Source organism: Sphingomonas sp. ERG5 (genome assembly GCF_000803065.1).
Classification (GTDB): Bacteria; Pseudomonadota; Alphaproteobacteria; order Sphingomonadales; family Sphingomonadaceae; genus Sphingomonas.
Window position 1 is genome coordinate 137,555 of sequence record NZ_JSXI01000074.1, and the last position, 20,749, is coordinate 158,303.

A 20,749-nucleotide genomic window follows, 5' to 3' on the forward strand; every position below is an offset into this window, starting at 1 on the left:
ATGCCGTGCCGCCGCCCCGATAGCCGGGGCGGCGGCGCGGTCATCAGATGAACTTGGCCATCGCGCCGGCCGTGTCGACCATGCGGTTGGAGAAGCCCCATTCATTGTCATACCAGCTGACCACGCGAACCAGCTTCCCGTCGAGCACGGCTGTTTCCAGGCTGTCGACGGTCGAGGATGCCGGTGTGTGCATGAGGTCGATCGAAACCAGCGGCTCATCGGTGTAATCGAGAATGCCCTTGAGCGGACCGCTCTCCGACGCTGCCTTGAGGATCGCGTTGACTTCTTCCTTCGTCGTATCGCGCGACGGGGTGAAGGTCAGGTCGATCAACGAGACGTCCGGGGTCGGCACGCGGATTGCCGAACCGTCGAGCTTGCCCTTCAGTTCGGGCAGCACTTCGCCGACGGCACGCGCCGCACCGGTGGTGGTCGGGATCATTGACATGCCGGCGGCACGCGCACGGCGCAGATCGGGGTGGATCTGATCGAGGATCTTCTGGTCGTTGGTATAGGCATGGACCGTGGTCATCAGGCCGCGCTCAATGCCGATCGAATCGTTCAGCACCTTGGCGACCGGCGCCAGGCAGTTGGTCGTGCACGATGCGTTCGAGACGATATTATGGCCCGCCTCGAGCTTGTCATGGTTGACGCCATAGACGACGGTCAGGTCGACGCCCTTGCCCGGCGCCGAGATCAGCACCTTCTTCGCGCCGGCATCGAGATGCTTCTGCACGCTCTCGCGGTCAGTGAAGAAGCCGGTGCATTCGAGCACGATGTCGACGCCCAGTTCCTTGTGCGGCAGGTTCGCCGGGTCACGCTCGGCGGTGACGCGGATACGCTTGCCGTCGACCACCAGATCCTGGCCCTCGGCCGAGACCTTGCCGGGGTATTTGCCGTGTACCGAATCACGGCTGAACAGCCATGCGTTCGACTTGGCGTCGGCCAGATCGTTGATCGCGACGAGTTCGAGGCCGGTATCGCCCCGCTCCAGCACCGCGCGCGCGACGAGGCGGCCAATGCGCCCGAACCCGTTGATCGCAACCTTGATCGTCATAGTCTTCCTCCTGATCTCCTCAACCCGTTCGGGCTGAGCCTGTCGAAGCCCAAGCGCCTACCCTTCGACAAGCTCAGGGCGAACGGCTGTGGCATTAGTTCAATGCGGCAATAATCTGCGGCGTGATCGCCTCCGCGGTCAGGCCGAAATGCTCATATAATGGCTCGATCGGGGCCGAAGCGCCGAAGCCGTCAATGCCGAAGCGCAAGCCGGCATCCCCGGTGTAGCGCTCCCACCCCCAGGTCACGCCCGCCTCGATCGACACGCGCAGCACGCCCTCGGGCAGCACATCGGCGCGGTATTCGTCGCTCTGTGCATCGAAGCGCGAGGTGCAAGGCATCGAGACCACGTCCGCGCCGATGCCATGTTCCTCCAGCCGGTCGGCGACCGACACCGCGACATGTACTTCGGAACCGGTCGCGATCAGCACCACGCGACGTGCCGCATTGGCTTCGCGCAACCGATACCCGCCCTTGGCGCTGAGCATCTCGCCACCGGTGCGCAGTTGCTGCAGATTCTGCCGCGACAGCGCGAGCAGGCCGGGTCCGTTCTTCTTCTCCAGCGCCAGCGCCCAGCATTCCGCCGTCTCGACCGCATCGCATGGGCGATACACATCGAGATTGGGGATCATGCGGAGCGACATCAGATGTTCGATCGGCTGATGCGTCGGACCATCCTCGCCCAACCCGATCGAATCATGCGTCATGACGTAGATCACGCGCACCTGCTGAAGCGCCGAGAGGCGGATCGCGGGGCGGGCATAGTCGCTGAACACCAGGAAGGTGCCGCCATAGGGAATCACGCCGCCGTGCAGCGCCATGCCATTCATCGCCGCGCTCATGCCGAATTCGCGGATGCCGTAATAGACATAGCGCCCGGCATAATCGTCGCGCGTCAGCGGCTGCTGCCCCTTGGCCTTGGTGTTGTTCGATCCGGTCAGATCGGCTGATCCGCCGAGCATCTCGGGTACCAATGGCGTCATGACGTCAAGTGCCAGCTCGGACGATTTACGCGACGCGACATTCTGCGGCGTGCTCGTCCAGCCGGAAAACGCCTTGGAGACGACATCACCCGCCGGCAGGTCGCCGGCCATGCGGCGCTCAAATTCTGCACGATCCGAATGATTTGCCAGTCGTACCTGCCATTCTTTGCGAACGGCACCACCGCGCGCACCGGCGGCCAGCCAAGTGTCGCGAATGTCCGCCGGGATCTCGAACGGCGCCGAGGTCCAGCCCAATGTCTCGCGCGCCGCGGCGACTTCCGCCGCACCCAGCGCAGCGCCATGCGTTGCGGAAGTGCCCTGCTTGTTCGGCGCACCCTTGCCGATAATCGTGTGACACTGGATCAGCGACGGGCGCGGATCGGCCAGCGCTTCATCCATCGCCCGGGCGATGTCGGCGGTGTCATGGCCGTCGCACGACACGACATGCCAGCCGCTCGCACGATAGCGCGCCGGAATATCCTCGCTGGTCGACAGGCTCGTCGCGCCGTCGATAGTGATCTTGTTGTCGTCCCACAGCACGTTGAGGCGACCCAGGCCGAGATGCCCGGCCAGCCCGACTGCCTCATGGTTGATGCCTTCCATCAGGCAGCCATCACCGGAAATCACCCAGGTATTGTGATCGACCAGGCTATCGTCGAACACCGCGTTCAGGTGACGCTCCGCCACCGCCATGCCGACCGCCATCGCAAAGCCTTGCCCCAGCGGACCGGTGGTCGCCTCGACTCCCGCCAGCTCGAAATTCTCCGGGTGACCGGCGCAGGGGCTGCCAAGCTTCCGGAAGCGGCGGATGTCATCCATCGTCGGGCGCGCATAGCCGGTCAGGTTGAGCAGCGCGTAAATCAGCATCGACCCATGGCCCGCCGACAGCACGAAGCGGTCACGATCGGGCCAGGCCGGATCGGCAGGATCAAACTTCAGATAGCGGGTGAACAGCACAGTCGCGACATCGGCCATGCCCATCGGCATGCCGGGGTGGCCGGAATTGGCGGCCTCGACGGCGTCCATCGCAAGCGCGCGGATGGCATTGGCGAGATCGGTATCTGATGCGGGCATCGGTTTCCTCGGGTTACCGGGGCCCCAAAAGCTCTTGGCCCAAAAGCTGGTCGCAGGGCAGCCGGCGAGTCGATAATGTGCGCGGTCTTTGCGGTGGCTCGAACGCTGCGTCAACCTTGTGGTCCAAATCGATCTTGTCGCAGCGCGAAGCCGTGCTATCGCAACAACATGGCCGATGTCCCTTCTTCCGCCACCGATCGCATCGAGGGCGCCCTTGCCCGGATCGACGCCGCGATGGCCGCCCGAACCCGTGCGAACCAGGCGTTCGCCAACCGTCACGAGGCGCTGCGCCGCCGCATGGTCGAGGCGATTGCCGCGCTCGACGACATCATTGCGCAGGAAGATATAGCGCAGGAGAGTGGGGACTGATGGCCGACGTCACCCTGACCATTGGCGACCACCGCCATACCGTCGCCTGCCGTGACGGCGAAGAGGATCAATTGCTTCGGGTCAGCGCCATGCTCGACGCCCGCTGGCCGGCGGCATCGCGCGCCGCCGGTGGCCTCAATGCCGAACGCACCATGTTGTTCATCGCGCTGATGCTCGCCGATTCGCTCGACGAGGCCGAGCGGCGCCCGACTGAAAGCGCCAATGCCGCTTTGCTCGAAAAACTTGCCGACCGGCTGGAAGGCCTGGCTTCGACACTTGAGAATTAACCTCTCAATCCCTATAACAATAAATGGCGGGCACTGCCCGGTACGAGCCTTACCGATTATCCCTGAGGCGATTATTCTTCCTAGGGGGTTGTCCCTGCGCAGGTCCTGGCCTGTCGTACATGATCCCCACCTGATGCTACTGGCGTCAGAGGATATTCAGGCAAACGGCCACGGTGGTCCCGCCACAATCACCGTATTTTGAGATGATGCTCGATAAACAGGCCCTGCGCATCGCGACGCGCGCCGCGCGCGACGACTTTGTGGCCAGGATGCAGCCAGTGATGAAGCCGCCCGCCGCCTATCTGGCGCGGCTGTCGCACGGCATGACCGTCGCATCCTATGTGCCGATGGACAGCGAGGCCGATCCCAGCCCGCTTGCCCGTGCCGCGGTCGAGGCGGGGTGCGTCATCGCCCTGCCCCATATCGTCAACCGCGCGACCCCGATGCGCTTCCTCAGCTGGGATACCGAGGCAGCGCTGATCGCCGGCCCGTTCGGCCTGCACCAGCCGGCCGAGGACGCCGCCGAGCTCAGCCCCGACATCATTCTCGCACCGCTGGTCGCCTTTGACCGGTCGCTCAACCGCCTTGGCCAGGGCGCGGGCTATTATGATCGCGCCTTTCTGCGCTTCCCCGACAGCTGGCGAATCGGCATCGCCTGGTCGATACAGCAAGTCGAATCACTGCCGATCGAATCGTGGGACGTCCCGCTCCACGCCATCGTCACCGAAAAAGAATGGATCACTCGATGAATACGGGCCCCAGCTGGCGCAAACCGGTCGGTATGCTGGCGATTCTCGCGATGATCACGATCTGGGTCGTGCTGGTGGCGACGCTGTCTGGCTGGGTCGGCAACTGGCACTGGGTGCTGCAGCTTGCCTTCTACCTTTTCACCGGCATCGTGTGGCTGTGGATCCTGCCGATGCGGCGAATGCTGCTGTGGATGGAAACCGGACGCTGGCGCTGACGCGCTAAGCCCGACACCCACCCTGCTCGGTCCGTCTCGCGCCCGTCCCCGCCTCCCACGGCAGGCGCTCAGGATGAATCTCGGCCCGGACGGGCGATCGTCAGGAAACAGGCCCCGGGCACCATGCGACGCTTCTCGATTACGCTCGAAGCGAATGGCGGGCGCAAAGCCCGGCCAGACCTGAAATCGCGATCTTTCGAAGAACGCTTGCAGCCATTCCATCTGAGGAATGGCGCGAGTGACGGGGCTCGAACCCGCGACCTCCGGCGTGACAGGCCGGCGCTCTAACCAACTGAGCTACACCCGCTTATGAAGCGTGAGGCGCGGCACCTAAGCGAGGTGCCCTACCCTGTCAACAGACTGTTTATGCTTCAGGCAAATCATTCCGTCCGCGGCGCTTGCGCTGCTGGGTCAAGGTGCCGTGTTCGAACAGGAAACCCGCGATATCCGGCTTGCCCGCCGCGCCGATCACGGTCTGCAGGATGATCAGCAACGGGACCGCGAGCAGCGCGCCGGTGGTTCCCCACACCCATCCCCAGAAGCTGAGCGAGATAAGAATCAGAATCGGGTTGATGGTCAGGCGGTGGCCGACGATGAACGGCGTCACCGCATTCGCCTCGATCAGATGCGCGCCGATCATGATCACCGCGGGCAGCACCGCGACCCAGACGTCCTGAAAGGTCATCAGCCCGCCGAGCAGCAGCAGCAGCGCCGCAATGATCGGTCCGAAATAGGGCACATAGTTGAGCAGCGCGACGATGCCGCCCCACATCAGCGGGAAGGGCATGTCGAGCAGCCACAGCGCAAAGGCGATGACCAGCCCAAGCGAGAGATTGATCACCGTGATCGTGCCGAGATAGGCCGACACGTCATCGACCACATCCTGGATCACCCGCGCGGTCGCCATCGCGCCGCCGAAGCTCGACCGGCTGGTGATCGTCTTCTTGCGCAACCGGGTCCAGCCGGAGAGGAAGAAATAGACCACCAGGATCGCGAAGAAGACCTGGATGATCAAAGTCGGCGCGGAGGTCGCGGCCAGTTCCAGAATCGAATTGGGCGGTGTCGCGGCGACGGTCTGCGGCTGACGCACCGCGTCATTCGCGGCGAGCTGGCGTACTGTGCGGTTGATGTATTTCTCCAGCGTCGAATAAAGGTCGAGCACCGGCTGGATGTTCATCTGGATGCGGTTGATCCGGTCGGGCAGCTTGCGGAAGAACTCGGTCGCCGGCACGACAATCGCCGCCAGCGCGATGTTCGCCGCGACCAGGAACAGCAGCACGCAGGTCAGCGCTGCCAGCGGCGACGGCACATGATGCCGCTCGAGCCATTCCAGCACCGGCACCAGTGCGATCGCGACGACCAGCGCCGCCGTGGTCGGCAGGAAGAACTCCGCCCCCGCCTTCAGCGCGAAGGGCAGCGCCAGCGCCAGCCCTATGCCACAGATCAGGGTGAGCGCGGCAAGCAGGCGATCGCGGCGCATCGCGATCCGCGCATCTTCGCCTGCCTCGACCGTGCCGATGAGCGGCAGTCCGAACGCGCCGAAAGTCGACGCCGGCGTGATCGGCGGCTGTTCGATCGGCTTCTGTTCTTCCGTCGCCTTATCCGCCACTTCGTGCCCGCCCTTCGGTATAATTCCCACTGACCCTAGCGTCATTCCCTCTGCTTGTAATCCCGGCTGGCATCGTTTCATGTGGGGCTCGACCCCGCACGACGAATCAGCGGGGCGGGACGGGACGGGAGAGCGTTGATGCAATGGAATCTCCTCGACCTCGGTCGCGAGGCGATCGGCGCGATATGAAGCCGCTCCGCATCGTCGCGATCATCGGCGCCCTCCTGCTCATGGTGGGCGAGGCCTATCGATCCTGGGGTGTCGGCCGCCCGGTCGCCTTCTGGATGGACGATATGCTGGCGGGCGCGATGATGATCGCCGCGGCGATCGCCGTCCGGAACCCGACGCGCGCGACGCGGTCCTTTTTCTCCGCTGCCTGGGGCGTATCGGTGGGAATGCTCTATGGCAGTTTCTTCGGCAAGCTATTCGATCCCACCCGCAGCGACCCGGGCAATTTCTCGCTCGGACTCCTGACCGCCCTGATCGGCGTCGCATTCCTCATTGCGATCGCCGGCCTGATTGCCAGCATCCTGCTTCCGGACACCGTAACGACATGAACGATCTGCTTCTGGTCATCGACGAAGGCACCACCTCGACTCGTGCCATGCTCTTCGAGCCCGACGGCAAATGCCTTGCGACAAAGGCGGAGGAACTCAGGCAATCCTACCCCGAGCCCGGGCGCGTCGAGCATGACGCCGCCGAAATCTGGACCAAGACGCTCGCCGCGACGCGAACGGTGATCGAGCAGGCCGGTGGCGCGGAGCGGATCGCCGCGATCGGCATCACCAATCAGCGCGAGACAGTGGTGTTCTGGGACCGCGAGAGCGGCGAGCCGCTCGCCCCCGCGATCGTGTGGCAGGATCGGCGCACCGCGGCGATGTGCCGCGACTTGCGCGAGGCGGGGCATGAGCCCGCCGTGCAAGCCAAGACCGGCCTGTTGCTCGATCCCTATTTCTCGGGCTCGAAGATCGGCTGGGCGATGGAGAACTGGCCGCAATTGAAGGAAGCCGGGAGTCGCCTTGCCATCGGTACGATCGAAAGCTGGCTGATCTGGAAACTGACTGGCGGCGTACACATCACCGATGCGACCAATGCCAGCCGCACCGCGCTGATGGCGATCGGCAGCGGCCATTGGGATGACGGGCTGATCGAATTGTTCGGCGCCCCGCGCAAGGCCTTGCCCGAGATCGTCGATTGCGCGGGACAATTCGGCGAAACGACCCTGTTCGGCGGCGCCATCCCGATCTGTGGCATCGCCGGTGATCAGCAAGCCGCGACGATCGGCCAATCCTGTCTCGAGCCTGGCGAGACCAAGGCGACTTTCGGCACCGGGGCGTTCGTGCTGACTCAAGCGGGTCCGATCCCGCCAACCTCGCGCAACCGCCTGTTGTCGACCATCGTCTGGCAATTGGGCGGACGCCGTTCCTATGCGCTTGAAGGGTCGGTGTTCGTCGCCGGCAGCCTGATCAAATGGCTGCGCGATGAGATCGGCCTGATCGGCACTGCTGCCGAAACCGAGGCATTGGCGCGCAGCGTGCCGGACAATGGCGGCGCCTATCTCGTCCCTGCCTTGTCGGGCCTCGGCGCGCCGTGGTGGCAGCCCGAAGCGCGCGGCACGCTGAGCGGGCTGAGCTTCTCGACCACCAAGGCGCATATCGTCCGCGCCGCGCTTGAGGCGATGGCGCATCAGGCACACGACCTGAAGACCGCCTTTGCGGCCGACGGTGTCGATTGGCAAAGCGTCCGGATCGATGGCGGCATGGTCGCCAACAACTGGATGGCGCAGGATATGGCCGATATTCTGAACCTCACCGTGGAACGCCCGAAATTCGCCGAGACGACCGCGCTGGGTGCAGCAATGCTGGCCGGCGTCGGATGCGGCATTTTCGCCGGGCTCGAAGAAGCCAGCGTCATGCGAGGCAATGTCGAGACATTCGAACCGGCGATCGACGCCGATGCCCGGGCCGCGCGGCTCGCCGGATGGCAGGCCGCTGTCGCGAAAGTGGTCGGTTGAGCCGTAAAGCGATGTCGGCCTGGGTGGAATCACCTCCGCCGTTCGCGCTGAGCCTGTCGAAGCACCGCCCTTCCTCGCCCATGTCAGAAAAAGAAGGAACTGCCCCATTCGACTGCCTGCAAGGCAGGCGTTCGGGATAGGCTTCGCCAGGCTCGGCGCGAACGGGGTAGCGGATCAAATCCCCTGGCTGGGACACACTGCCGCCGCGAGCTTTACCCAGCGTCGATCGAGCAGATAGTTGCACGTGGTTTCTTGACTTCGCTCGAAACGACCTGAGGGGATGTTTCATTCAAACCCAGTGCTCCAAAACTCCACAAGTCACGCGCCCAGCATCGCAGAATGCCATATATAGGCGCTAAATATTTGATATATAAATAGTTATTCTAGTCGACCGCCGAGCCGGCGGCACAAGAGATATGTTACATTAGGGTGTAACATATCTCCGTGCGTTCGCCTTGGCGCCGACGGCGATTCAACCATGATCGAGGATCGCGCATTTCAGCACCTGCCGGACTTTTGCCGGCGCGCTCTTTCTTATTGTCGAAAGCAGGATTGCCCCAACGCTCGCGGTGCAAGCATCTCATAGAGCGGCCGATGCCGTGGGTCTCCGGGGTTTAGCGGAAGCGCACCACGACATTGGATGCGGGCCATTCGCGCGACTTGCGCATCACGCCGGTCGATTGCCACGGCTTGCTGCCGAGCGCCCCGATATCGTCATACCGGCCGATCTCGGTATAGGCATCGATCGTAAAGGGGAGCCCTTCCGCCTTGAGCGGATCAAAGCCGTCCGCGACGTGCAGATGAAGATGCGGGCCGGTCGTATCGCCGCTGAAACCCAGCGCGCCGATGACCTCGCCCCGGCGTACGCGCTGCCCGGCCTTCACGCTGATGCTGCCCGACCGCAAATGTTCGTAGAACGCGTAGCGGCCCTGCCCCAGGTCGAGCGCGACATAATTGCCCGATCCGTCGCCAAGGGCATGAGCCGGATTTCGCTCGATCGACGCGCTTTCCGCCATCCCGTCACGCACCGCAGCGACGCGCGCATCGGCACCGGCAAGGACCGGCGCGTCATAGCCGATCGCATCCCCCGGGCGGTCGGCGTCGCCCCGAGTGGTACGGCCGGCATCGTCGAGACCGACCCAGTCGATCGCATAACGTCCCGGAATCCGCGCCTTGCCGCCCAGGGTATAGATCACCCGGCGATGGCCGCGCGGCCAGTCCGGCGACTGCACCGCCGCCCAGGTCCCAGCGCCCAGCGGCGGCGCCAGCGTCACCGGCGCGGCCTGGCTCACCGCAACCGCCGCGATTTCGAGGCGCGCCGGACACGTCTCACAGTTGCCGACATAATCCACCATATGGCCGATCCGCCGTGGCAACGGACCGGTCAGTTCGACATAGAGGACAGCCCGGGTGCCAGGCTGGATCGTCACCCGCGCCGAACCCGGATCATCCTTTGCCCCGGTAAGCGGGACCAGATGTGCCTGCAGCGGTCGGCCGCTGAAACTCTTGATGACCTTGCCGGTGTCGGCATCGGTAACCAATATCCCGCGCACCACCCGCGGCATCGCGGTAAAATTCGTCACATGAAGCTCGTAGCGAACCCCTGTCCCGCCATCGGTTGCGACGATCTGGGGACGCTGCGGAATGCTGATATCGAACGATTCGGACAGCGTCTCGCCGCTGGCGCTCCCGAGCAAGACCGGAGCAACACATAGCGGGAGCAAATGGAGAAATCGCATCGACGCGGTGTAACCGCGTCAGGCCGCCGCCCCAAGCCTGTCCTCGAACAATATCTTCAGATCCTTTTTCATGATCTTGCCATTGGCGTTGCGCGGCAAGGTCTCGTGCACGAACCGGATCGCGACCGGCGTCTTGAACACCGCAAGCCGCTCACGCACCCAGGCCTGCAATTCCGCCTCGGTCGCCTCCATGCCCGGCGCGAGATGGACCACCGCCGCCGGTTCTTCGCCGAGTGTCCGGTGCGGGATGCCGATCAGCGCGCAATCGGTCACTGCGGGATGGGCATAAAGGACGTTCTCGACTTCGCTCGAATAGATATTCTCGCCGCCGCGGATGATCATGTCCTTGGCGCGATCGACGATATAGACAAAGCCCTCCGCATCGAGCCTGGCGAGGTCGCCGGTGCGCACCCAGCCGTCGATAAAGGTCTCGGCGGTCGCCTGCGGCTTGTTCCAATACCCCTTCACGATCATCGGCCCGCGCGCCCAGAGCTCGCCGACCTCGCCGAGCGGCATCTCGGTCGTGCCGTCATCGCCCATGATCTTGAGGTCGGCGACCGCGACCGGCGGCCCCGCGCTGGTCGGGCGGTTGAGATAATCCTCGCTCGAATGGCTGGTCACCGTCGCCATCGTCTCGGTCATGCCCCAGCCATTGCCGGGCAGCGCGCCGAATTCCTCATGGATGCGCTTGACCAGCTCGGGCGCGGACGGCGCGCCACCATAAGCGATCGCTTCGAGCGAGGAGAGATCGTATTTCGATCGGTCGGGATGCTCGATCAACTGCCAGGCGACGGTCGGCACGCCCCCGGTAATATTGACCTTCTCGCGCTCGATGATCTCCATCGCGCGCACCACGTCCCATTTGCGCATGAAGATCATGGTCGACCCGGTCGCGATCACCCCCATCATGCTCGCGCTGCACGCGGTGACATGGAACAAGGGGATGACCGTCAGCATCGTGCGCGGCGTCGGGTCGGGGGGCGTTTCGCCGCGACGCAGCACCGATCGCGCCGAGGCATAGCCGCCCGACATGATATTGGTCATCAGGTTGCGATGCGTGCCGAGCGCGCCCTTGGGATGACCGGTCGTGCCGCTGGTGTAGAAAATCGTCGCATCGTCATCTGTGTCGATCGCGACCTGCGGGAACGGCGCATCGGGCAGCGCCGCATAATCGGTCGGTGTGCCGATCAGATCCTCCAGCCGCGACGCCCTGCCCTCCAGCGCGCCGGACGCGCGCGCGACGATGATCCGCTCCACCGCGGGCAGCGCCGGGCCTGACTCGACCAGCCGCTGATGGCGTTCGTCATCGACGAACAGAATTCGCGTGCCCGAATCGTCGATGCCATATTCCAGCTCGCCGGCAGTCCACCATGCGTTCAGCGGCACGACGATCGCGCCGATCGATGCGGCGGCGAAGAAGATCACCGGCCATTCGGGCAAGTTACGCATCGCGATCGCGACACGGTCGCCCTTCGCCACGCCCATTTCCTGCAACTTCGTCGCAAGGGCCGCGACCGCGCGATAATTCGCCTCATAGGTGACGCGCTCGTCCTCATAGACGGTGAAGACATTCTGCCCATAGGCGCGTGCCGCCTGGATCAGGAACGCGAGCGAGGGCGGCGCATATTTCCACACCCGAGTCGGCACACCGCGAATATCGGCCGTGTCCATTTCGAACTTGCTGCCGGGTACGGTCAGTGCGGCCTGCGCCTGCGCCAGCGAGATCACGGGCCAGTTGGGGTCGAGCGCGATGAGAGGTTCGATATCCAAGACGCGTCTCTCCATATTCTGAACTTCGGGTTTGGCTTATCTGCCGTTGCAACCAAGGTTAGTGTTGATTCGCGCGCCACTCAAGGCAATAGGGTGCGACCAGTTTCGAACCGGGGGTATGGAAAGCCAGATGAAGATCGCCAAGCCAGGATCGCACGGTTTAGACGCCACCAGACTGGCCCATATCGATGGCCTGCTGAAGGAGCGCTATGTCGATTCGGGCAAGCTGCCCAATGCCCAACTGCTGATCGCCCGCGACGGCGAGATCGTCCATTTCAGCAGCCAGGGCGCAGCCCGCGAAGGCGGCAAGCCGATCGACGAGACATCGCTGTTCCGCATCGCGTCGATGACCAAGCCGATCACCTCGATCGCTTTCATGATGCTGGTCGAACAGGGCCTGGTCGCGGTCGATACGCCGGTCCACCATGTGCTGCCCGAATTCAAGGGCCTGGGCATCTATAATGGCGGCGGCGCGGGCGTGCCCTTCGCGACCAAGGCGACGGCCGAGCCGATGCGCATGGTCGATCTGCTGCGCCATACCTCCGGCCTGACCTATGGTTTTCAGAACCGCTCCAATATCGATGCCGCGTACCGCGAGGGCAAGATCGAGAACTGGCACGGCAATCTCGATCTCGACGAGTTTATCGCCGCACTGGGCAGGATCCCGCTCGAATTCTCGCCTGGCGAGGGCTGGAATTATTCAGTCTCGACCGACGTGCTTGGCGCGGTGGTCGAGCGAGTCTCGGGCATGAAGCTCGATGCGTTCTTCCGCGCGCGGCTCTTCGCGCCGCTGAAGATGGACGACACGTTCTTCGACGTGCCCGCCGACAAGATCGACCGCCTGACCGACTGCTATACCTTCGTCGCCGGCAAGGGCCGCGTGATGTACGATCGCGGCGCCGAAAGCGCCTGGAGCCGCAAGCCGAAGCTGCTTTCGGGCGGCGGCGGCCTGGTCTCGACCGCGCTCGACTATCACCGCTTCTGCCAGATGTGTCTCAATGGCGGGGAACTCGATGGCGCACGCATCGTCGGGCGCAAGACGCTCGAACTGATGACGCAGAATCACCTGCCCGGCGGATCCGATCTTTCGACCATGTCGCAATCGCTGTTCAGCGAAGCCGCCAATGCCGGCACTGGCTTCGGGCTCGGTTTCGCGGTCAATATCGATGTCGCGCGCTCGATGATACCGGGCTCGGTCGGTGAATATTATTGGGGCGGCATGTTCTCGACCGCCTTCTTCATCGACCCCGTGGAGAAGCTGCACATGGTGTTCATGACGCAGATGAGCCCATCGAACGTCTATCCGATCCGCCGCGAGTTGAAGACGCTGATCTATTCCGCGCTGACCTGAAACCCCTGCCCGGCCATGGCCGGGTTCGTATCGCATGAACAGGCCGGCTCCGTGCCGGCACGCCTATCAGGAGAGTAGAATGACCGGTCCGATCACCACCGAACGCCATGACGATGTCCTCGTCATCATTTCGAACAACCCGCCGGTCAACGCGCTCGGCGCCGCCGTGCGCCAGGGGCTCGACGCCGGGCTCAAGGAAGGCCTCGCCGATGCATCGATCAAGGCGATGGTGATCCGCTGCGATGGCCGCACGTTCTTCGCGGGCGCCGACATCACCGAATTCGGCCAGGCGATGCAGGAGCCCGGTTTGCCGACGCTGATCGAGATCATCGAGGCAAGCGACAAGCCCGTCGTCGCGGCGATCCACGGCACGGCGCTCGGCGGTGGCTGCGAAACCGCGCTCGGCTGCCACTACCGCATTGCCGTCCCCTCGGCGAAGATCGGCACCCCCGAGGTGAAACTCGGCCTGCTCCCCGGCGCCGGCGGCACGCAGCGCATCCCGCGCCTCGCCGGTGTGCCGATCGCGCTCGAACTGACTGCCAAGGGTGATCCGATCAGCGCCAAAAAGGCGCTTGATGTCGGGCTGATCGACCGGCTCGCCGGCGAGGACAGCCTGGTCGCCGACGCGATCGCCTTTGCCCGTGACGTTGCCGGCGTGCGTCCCTTGCCGATCGCCAGCCGCAAGACCGCCGCGCCTGATCCAGAAGCGGTCGCGGCGTTCAAGAAGGACAATGCCAAGCGCTTCCGCGGCTTCGATGCGCCTGCCGCGAACATCGCCTGCGTCGAAAAGGCATCGGACGGCTCGACTTTCGCCGAGGGTATCGCGTTCGAGCGCCAGGAATTCATGAAGCTGATGATGGGTGTGCAGAGCGCTGCGCAGCGCCACCTGTTCTTCGCCGAGCGCCAGGCCGCCAAGATCGACGGCATCGCATCGGACATCGCGCTGCGCGAGATCAAGCGCGTCGGCGTGATCGGCGCCGGCACGATGGGCGGCGGCATCTCGATGAACTTCCTGTCCGCCGGCGTTCCGGTGACGATCGTCGAAATGCAGCAGGAAGCGCTTGATCGCGGCACCGGCGTGATCCGCAAGAATTACGAGGCCTCGGCCGCCAAGGGCCGGCTCAAGCCCGAGCAGGTCGAACAGGCGATGGGCGCATTGAAGCCGACGCTGGACTTCGCCGAGCTCGCCGAATGCGACCTGATCATCGAGGCGGTGTACGAAACGATGGAAGTGAAGAAGGATATCTTCACCAAGCTCGATGCAATCGCCAAGCCCGGCGCGATCCTCGCGTCGAACACCTCCTATCTCAACGTTGACGAGATCGCGGCCGTGACCAGCCGTCCGCAGGACGTGCTCGGCATGCATTTCTTCTCGCCCGCCAATGTCATGAAACTGCTTGAAGTGGTGCGTGGCGCGAAGACCGCGGACGATGTGCTGGCAACGGTCATGGCATTGGCCAAGAAGATCAAGAAAGTCGCGGTGGTCGCGGGCGTGTGCCACGGCTTTATCGGCAACCGCATGCTGATGCCGCGCCAGGTCGAGGCGAACAAGCTGCTGATGGAGGGTGCGACGCCCGAACAGATCGACCGCGTCCATGTCGCATTCGGCATGCCGATGGGCCCGTTCCAGATGAGCGATCTCGCCGGCGTCGATATCGGCTGGCACCGCGACCCGACCCGGATCGAGAATATCCGCGACGCGCTCGCCGCCGAAGGCCGCTGGGGACAGAAGACCGGCAAGGGCTTTTATGATTATGACGAAAAGCGCAATCCGACCCCCTCCCCGCGCGTTGCCGAGATCATCGAGGAATTCCGCAGCAAATCGAACCTGCAGAAGCGCGAGATCAGCGATGAGGAGATCATCGAGAAGACGCTCTACACCATGGTCAATGAAGGCGCGCTGATCCTCGAAGAGAAGATGGCGCAGCGCGCGTCGGACATCGATGTGGTGTGGATCTATGGCTATGGCTGGCCGGTCTATCGCGGCGGTCCGATGTTCTGGGCCGACACCGAAGGGCTGAAGAAGATCGTCGCCGGCCTGGAGAAGCACGGCTTCAAGGTCGCCGAGCTGCTCAAGTCCAAGGCCGAGAGCAACGGGCGCTTCAACTGATGGAACGGACGGCGATCGAGACCGCCGCGGCGATCCGTAACGGGGAGAGCAGCGCGCTCCTCGAATGCGAAGCCGCGATCGGCCGGATCGAGGCGCGCGATGGGCCGATCAACGCGGTAATCGTGCGCGATTTCGATCGTGCGCGGGAACAGGCGGCCGAGATGGACCGCCGCCTTGCCGCCGGCGATACCGCGCCATTGCTCGGCGTGCCGATGACGATCAAGGAAAGCTACGACATCGCCGGCTTGCCGACGACCTGGGGCTTCGAGGCGCATCGCGGCCATATCGCGCGGAAAGACGCGGTCGCGGTCCAGCGGCTGAAGGCGGCGGGCGCCGTTTTCCTGGGCAAGACCAATGTGCCGGTCAGCCTCGCCGACCTGCAATCGGTCAATCCGGTCTATGGCCGCACCAGCAATCCGCATGACCTTGCCCGCGTGCCCGGCGGATCGTCGGGTGGCGCGGCGGCCGCGCTCGCCTCGGGTATGGTGCCGCTCGAATATGGCTCCGACATTGGCGGCTCGATCCGCGTGCCGGCGCATTTCTGCGGCGTGTGGGGACATAAATCGACCTTTGGCGTACTGTCGAGCGAAGGACATTTCTTCCCCGGCACCGATGGCGCCAGTCCAGTCCTGGCGGTGATCGGGCCGATGGCGCGTGACGGCGCCGATCTGGCGCTGGCGTTCGATCTGGTCGCCAATGTCCCACAGCCGCGCGCCGCGATAGACAGCCCGCGCGGCCTGCGCATCCTGCTGCTGACGGATCATCCTTGGGCCAGGGTCGATCCCGCGATCGTCGCTGCGATCGAAACGGCAGCACGGGCGCTGGAAACGGCCGGTGCGCTGGTGACGCGCAAGACCGATCTGCTGCCCGATCTGGCGAAGCAGCAGAGCGACTATATGCGCATGCTCGGTATCGCCTTGGCGCGAGGACTGGCGCCAGCCGGCGGCACGCCGGCGACGCTGGTGCAATGGTTCGACCTGCTCGATGATCAGGCGCGCAACACCCGCGCATGGGTGCGGCTGTTCGAGGATTTCGATGTCGTCTTCGCGCCTGCTTTGGGCAGTGCAGCGTTCGCGCATGACGACACCGCATTGCCCAGCCGCATGCTGCCGATCGACGGCGAACAGACGCCGTTCGCGGTGCAATTCGCCTGGCCCGGCATCGCCACTTTCCCCGGCCTCCCCGCCACTGCGGTGCCGATCGGCACCACTGCCGACGGCCTGCCGATCGGCATGCAGGTGATTGCCGCGCCGCATCGTGACCACACCGCAATAGCGGTCGCCCGTCTTGTCGACGGCGCGATCGGTTGAACTGCCAGATTCAGGAAACACAATGACTGACCTCGACACCTTCCGCACCGAGACCCGCGCCTGGCTGGCGGCGAATTGCCCGCCCGAAATGCGCGAGCCGGTTCGTTCCGAAAAGGACGCGACCTGGGGCGGCCGCAATCCCGATTTCCAGCCCGGCCAGAAGGAGTGGATGGATGCGATGGCCAGCCGTGGCTGGACCGTGCCCGACTGGCCCAAAGCCTATGGCGGCGGCGGCCTGAGCCCGGCCGAAACCAAGATCCTGCGCGAAGAGCTTGCTGCGATCAAGGCGCGCAACCCGCTCAATTCGTTCGGCATTTCAATGCTCGGGCCGGCGCTGCTGAAATATGGCACCGAGGAGCAGAAGCTCGAGCATCTGCCCAAGATCGCGCGCGGCGAGATCCGCTGGTGCCAGGGCTATTCGGAGCCGAACGCCGGGTCCGATCTCGCCAGCCTGGCAACCTCCGCGGAAGACAAGGGCGATTACTACCTCGTCAATGGCCAGAAGGTCTGGACCAGCTATGCCGACAAGGCTGACTGGATCTTCTGCCTGGTGCGCACCGACAAGAGCAGCAAGCAGGGCGGGATCAGCTTCGTGCTGTTCGACATGGCAAGCGAAGGTGTCTCGACCAAGCCGATCCTGCTGATCAGCGGTTATTCGCCCTTTTGCGAGACGTTCTTCGACAATGTGAAGGTGCCCAAGGCCAATCGCATCCATGACGAGAATAAGGGCTGGGACGTCGCCAAATATCTGCTCGGCCATGAGCGCGAAATGATCTCCGGCATGGGCCTCGCCTCGACTGGCCGCAACCCGCTGATCGATGGCGCGATCGCCACGATCGGTCTCGATCATGACGGCCGGCTCGCCGACCCCTTGCTGCGGGCGAGCATCGCGACGTTCGAGGTCCGCGCCCAGGCGTTCGGCATGATGTCGGAGCGTTTCATCGACGAGCTCAAGGCCGGCCGCGCGCACCCCGCCCAGCCGAGCATGATGAAATATTACGGCACCGAGCTGAACAAGGCGCGCTACGAGCTGATGATGGCGGCCGGCGGGTCGGACTCGCTGGAATGGGAAAGCGAACGCTCGTCGGGCGGCGCGGCGCCCCGCGCCTGGTTGCGCACCAAGGCGAACTCGATCGAGGGTGGGACCAGCGAGGTGCAGCTCAACATCATCGCCAAGCGGATCCTGGATTTGCCGTCAGCTTAACCGTCATCCCCGCGCAAGCGCGGATCCCGCTGCCTTTGCCCCGCAACCAGAAGAAGAAGCGGGGTCCCCGCTTTCGCGGGGAGGACGAACAGAAAGAATAGTCGATGCCTCTCTATCTCAACGACGAACAGACCATGCTCCGCGACACGACGCGCGATTTCGTCGCCGAACATGCTCCCGTCTCGCACATGCGCGCGCTGCGCGATGCGAAGGACGCGACCGGCTTCTCGCGCGATCTGTGGAAGAGCTTCGCCGACATGGGCTTCACCGGCATCCTGATCGGCGAAGACGATGGCGGCCTTGGCCTCGGCCATGTCGAGGCGGGGATCGTGCTCGAGGAAATCGGCCGCAACCTGTCCCCCTCGCCCTTCCTGTCCACTGCCGTCGCGGCGGTCGAGGCGCTGAAGGGCAGCGCGCAGGCCGGCCGCTGGTTCCCCGGCATCATTGCCGGTGACACCGTCGTCGCGCTGGCGATCGACGAGGGCGCCAAGCATCGCGGCACCGTCGCGATGAAGGCCGAACGCTCGGGCAATGGCTTCAAGCTGTCGGGCAGGAAGCAGTTCGTCACCCATGGCCATAATGCCGACCTGATCATCGTCGCCGCCCGCACCGCCGGGTCGGCCGATGACGAACAGGGCATCACGCTGTTCGCGGTCGACAAGGGTACCGCGAACCTGACCGCCGAGGCCGAACGGCTCGCGGATTCGAGCCTAGCCGCCCGCCTCACCTTTGACGGCGTCGAGGTCGATGCAGATGCGGTGATCGGCGAAGTCGACGCCGGCAATGATCCGCTTAACCGCCTGCTCCGCGCCGGCCGCACCGGCGCCGCGGCCGAACTGCTCGGCGTCGGCGGCGGCGCGATGGACCTGACGGTCAACTACCTCAAGGAACGCAAGCAGTTCGGCGCGACGATCGGCAGCTTCCAGGCGCTGCAGCACCGCGCGGCGCATCTCTATTCCGAAATGGAAGTCGCCCGCGCCGCCGTGCTCAAGGCCGCGCAATTGCTCGACGAGGGCAGCGAAAAGGCCGACGCGGCAGTGTCGGTCGCCAAGGCGATGACTGCGCTCGCCACCACGTTGTCGGTGCAGGAGGGCCTGCAGATGCATGGCGGCATCGGCATGACCGATGAGTATGACATCGGCTTCTACATGAAGCGCGCTCGCGTGCTCGCCGAGATGTTCGGCGATGCGAACTTTCATGCCGACCGGCTGGCGGTCGCGGCGGGCTATTGATAGGCGCGTCCGATATGACCGAAGCCACACCCCAGCAGCTTGCCGCCGAGCTTGTAGACCTCCTCGATGTCGAGGAGCTCGATACCGATCTCTATCGCGGCAAGCTCGGCAATGACGGGTTCGGCCGGGTGTTCGGCGGCCAGGTGATCGGGCAGGCGTTGCAGGCGGCGCAGCGCTCGACCGACGCGCCGAAGATCGCGCATTCGCTCCACGCCTATTTCATGCGCCCCGGCGCGGAGGAGCTGCCGATCATATACCGCGTGGTGCGCGATTTCGAGGGGCGCAGTTTCGCCACGCGCCGCGTGATCGCGATGCAGAAGGGCCAGCCGATCCTCAACATGGCCTGTTCGCTGCAGGCGCCCGAGGGTGGGCTGGCGCATCAGGATGCGATGCCCGACGTGCCGCCACCGGAAGAGCTCAAGTCCGACCGCGAGCTGCGCCTCGCCATGATGGACGAGATTCCCGAACGCTTCCGCCACCAGTTCCTGCGCCCGCGCATGATCGAGATCCGCCCCGTGACGCCGCGCAGCTGGCTTCACCCGGTCAAGCAGGAGCCGCGGCAAAGCAGCTGGTTCCGCGTCGTCGCGCCGATCGGCGACGATGCCGCGATGCACCGCGCGATCCTTGCCTATGCGTCGGACATGTCGCTGCTCGGCACCGCATCGCTCGCGCATGGCGTGTCATGGATGACGCACAAGCTGCAGAGCACCAGCCTCGACCATTCGGTCTGGCTGCACGAGGATTTCCGCGCCGACGACTGGCTGCTCTACACCACCGACAGCCCCTGGGCGGGTCATGCCCGTGGCTTCAACCGCGGCAAGATCTACGCCCGTGACGGCCGGCTGGTCGCCAGCTGCGCGCAGGAAGGGCTGATGCGACTGCGCGAGTGACCGGTCAGGAGCGCCACGATCCTTCGGCAAGTGCCGCGCCCGCATCGGCCTCGGCCAGTGCGGCATTGAGCCCCGCCACGTCGAAGCGCACGCAATAGGCCGGCCGCGCGCGTTCGAACCGCCAGCCTTCCGCCAGCGCCCCGGCATCGACCACGTCATAGCCAAGCGTGTCGAACAGCCCGGTAACGATCCGCTTGGCCTCCGCATCATCACCGGCGATCGGCAAGGCGCGGCGGCCGGCCGCCCCCGCGGGCCGCGTATCGACCTCAATGTCCTTTTCCAGGATCGCGTTCCACGCCTTGACGATCCGCGCGCCTGGTAGCTGCGCCGCCGCCATCTCGCTGGTGGTCGTTTCATGGGCGTCGAGCGCCGGAATATCGCCATCGCGCTGCGGATAATAATTGCCCGCGTCCATCACGATCTTGCCCGCGAACGGCGCCGGCGCCAGGTCTTCGATGCTCGAAAACGGAACTGCCAGCAGCACGACATCGCCGAACGCCACGGCCTCGGCAACGGTCCCGACCGCGCATTTCAGCGCGATCATCGTACTCATCAGCGACTTCGGCCCACGCGAATTGCTGATCATCACTTCATGTCCGTTGGCGATTGCCAGCCGCGCCACGGCGCGTCCGATAAAACCTGCTCCGACGATCCCGATCTTCATGCCGCACCTCAGATAAGTTGTTATTTGCAACTAGTAACTGCTTTCGCGATGTCAATGATACGCCCGCCGCAATTCGCTGTTCCCTTTCGCCCGACCTGTGGCAGCATGACCGCAACCTCCCGGGAC

At 64.5% G+C, this 20,749-nt stretch carries 18 protein-coding genes and 1 tRNA gene; 12 read left to right on the forward strand and 7 right to left on the reverse strand.

Annotated elements, in window-relative coordinates; translation table 11 throughout:
- Positions 1-43: 43 nt before the first annotated feature.
- Both gap and tkt read right to left on the reverse strand, forming a co-directional pair.
- Positions 44-1,054, reverse strand: coding sequence for a type I glyceraldehyde-3-phosphate dehydrogenase (gene gap, locus OO12_RS23955; protein WP_034161269.1), 1,011 nt, complete (start codon positions 1,052-1,054; stop codon positions 44-46).
- A 94-nt stretch (positions 1,055-1,148) separates the two neighbouring features.
- Positions 1,149-3,110 carry a transketolase gene (gene tkt / locus OO12_RS23960; RefSeq protein ID WP_034161270.1) on the reverse strand — a complete coding sequence of 654 codons (1,962 nt, stop codon included), beginning with the start codon at positions 3,108-3,110 and terminating at the stop codon, positions 1,149-1,151.
- Between the two features lie 168 nt (positions 3,111-3,278).
- Here tkt and OO12_RS23965 point away from each other — a divergent pair, with 168 nt between their 5' ends.
- From OO12_RS23965 to OO12_RS23980, 4 genes are all read left to right on the forward strand, one after another.
- The gene (locus tag OO12_RS23965) at positions 3,279-3,479 is read left to right on the forward strand and encodes a hypothetical protein (protein WP_034161271.1); all 201 of its coding nucleotides are present in this window, start codon (positions 3,279-3,281) and stop codon (positions 3,477-3,479) included.
- A complete protein-coding gene (locus OO12_RS23970; RefSeq protein ID WP_034161272.1) occupies positions 3,479-3,766 on the forward strand; it encodes a cell division protein ZapA in 288 nt (95 codons plus the stop codon). The genes OO12_RS23965 and OO12_RS23970 overlap by 1 nt, the downstream gene beginning before the upstream one ends.
- Positions 3,767-3,972: 206 nt before the next feature.
- A complete protein-coding gene (locus OO12_RS23975; protein ID WP_034161330.1) occupies positions 3,973-4,515 on the forward strand; it encodes a 5-formyltetrahydrofolate cyclo-ligase in 543 nt (180 codons plus the stop codon).
- Complete coding sequence (locus OO12_RS23980; RefSeq protein WP_235364995.1) at positions 4,512-4,730, forward strand: DUF2842 domain-containing protein; 219 nt, start codon at positions 4,512-4,514, stop codon at positions 4,728-4,730. The genes OO12_RS23975 and OO12_RS23980 overlap by 4 nt, the downstream gene beginning before the upstream one ends.
- 230 nt (positions 4,731-4,960) lie before the next feature.
- On the opposite strand, the gene OO12_RS23985 is transcribed toward OO12_RS23980, so the two are convergent.
- Both OO12_RS23985 and OO12_RS23990 read right to left on the reverse strand, forming a co-directional pair.
- Positions 4,961-5,037, reverse strand: a tRNA-Asp gene (locus OO12_RS23985).
- A gap of 57 nt (positions 5,038-5,094) precedes the next feature.
- Positions 5,095-6,210: an AI-2E family transporter gene (locus tag OO12_RS23990; RefSeq protein ID WP_235365001.1), complete on the reverse strand. Its 1,116-nt coding sequence runs from the start codon at positions 6,208-6,210 to the stop codon at positions 5,095-5,097.
- Between the two features lie 314 nt (positions 6,211-6,524).
- Between OO12_RS23990 and OO12_RS23995 the strand changes: the two genes are divergently transcribed.
- Together OO12_RS23995 and OO12_RS24000 are read left to right on the forward strand one after the other, a co-directional pair.
- On the forward strand, positions 6,525-6,896 hold the full coding sequence (locus tag OO12_RS23995) for a hypothetical protein (RefSeq protein ID WP_034161274.1): 372 nt from the start codon (positions 6,525-6,527) through the stop codon (positions 6,894-6,896).
- Positions 6,893-8,353, forward strand: coding sequence for an FGGY family carbohydrate kinase (locus OO12_RS24000; protein WP_034161275.1), 1,461 nt, complete (start codon positions 6,893-6,895; stop codon positions 8,351-8,353). Before OO12_RS23995 ends, OO12_RS24000 begins: the two co-directional genes overlap by 4 nt.
- 614 nt (positions 8,354-8,967) lie before the next feature.
- On the opposite strand, the gene OO12_RS27235 is transcribed toward OO12_RS24000, so the two are convergent.
- Both OO12_RS27235 and OO12_RS24010 read right to left on the reverse strand, forming a co-directional pair.
- Positions 8,968-10,050, reverse strand: coding sequence for a M23 family metallopeptidase (locus OO12_RS27235; protein WP_052216234.1), 1,083 nt, complete (start codon positions 10,048-10,050; stop codon positions 8,968-8,970).
- A gap of 60 nt (positions 10,051-10,110) precedes the next feature.
- Positions 10,111-11,877: a class I adenylate-forming enzyme family protein gene (locus OO12_RS24010; RefSeq protein WP_052216235.1), complete on the reverse strand. Its 1,767-nt coding sequence runs from the start codon at positions 11,875-11,877 to the stop codon at positions 10,111-10,113.
- A gap of 115 nt (positions 11,878-11,992) precedes the next feature.
- On the opposite strand from OO12_RS24010, the gene OO12_RS24015 reads away from it, so the two are divergent.
- The 6 genes from OO12_RS24015 (at position 11,993) to OO12_RS24040 (ending at position 19,959) form a co-directional block, all read left to right on the forward strand.
- Positions 11,993-13,213, forward strand: a complete 1,221-nt coding sequence (locus OO12_RS24015; RefSeq protein ID WP_235364996.1) for a serine hydrolase domain-containing protein — start codon at positions 11,993-11,995, stop codon at positions 13,211-13,213.
- A 79-nt stretch (positions 13,214-13,292) separates the two neighbouring features.
- Positions 13,293-15,323 carry a 3-hydroxyacyl-CoA dehydrogenase NAD-binding domain-containing protein gene (locus OO12_RS24020; protein WP_034161277.1) on the forward strand — a complete coding sequence of 677 codons (2,031 nt, stop codon included), beginning with the start codon at positions 13,293-13,295 and terminating at the stop codon, positions 15,321-15,323.
- Positions 15,323-16,633, forward strand: coding sequence for an amidase family protein (locus OO12_RS24025; RefSeq protein ID WP_034161278.1), 1,311 nt, complete (start codon positions 15,323-15,325; stop codon positions 16,631-16,633). The genes OO12_RS24020 and OO12_RS24025 overlap by 1 nt, the downstream gene beginning before the upstream one ends.
- 22 nt (positions 16,634-16,655) lie before the next feature.
- Complete coding sequence (locus OO12_RS24030) at positions 16,656-17,837, forward strand: acyl-CoA dehydrogenase family protein (protein ID WP_034161279.1); 1,182 nt, start codon at positions 16,656-16,658, stop codon at positions 17,835-17,837.
- 104 nt (positions 17,838-17,941) lie between these two features.
- Positions 17,942-19,069, forward strand: a complete 1,128-nt coding sequence (locus OO12_RS24035; protein ID WP_034161280.1) for an acyl-CoA dehydrogenase family protein — start codon at positions 17,942-17,944, stop codon at positions 19,067-19,069.
- Positions 19,070-19,083: 14 nt separating this feature from the next.
- The gene (locus OO12_RS24040; protein WP_034161281.1) at positions 19,084-19,959 is read left to right on the forward strand and encodes an acyl-CoA thioesterase; all 876 of its coding nucleotides are present in this window, start codon (positions 19,084-19,086) and stop codon (positions 19,957-19,959) included.
- 4 nt (positions 19,960-19,963) lie between these two features.
- Here the strand turns inward: OO12_RS24040 and OO12_RS24045 are convergent, their stop codons facing one another.
- Complete coding sequence (locus OO12_RS24045; RefSeq protein WP_034161282.1) at positions 19,964-20,623, reverse strand: NADPH-dependent F420 reductase; 660 nt, start codon at positions 20,621-20,623, stop codon at positions 19,964-19,966.
- Between the last annotated feature and the right edge of the window lie 126 nt (positions 20,624-20,749).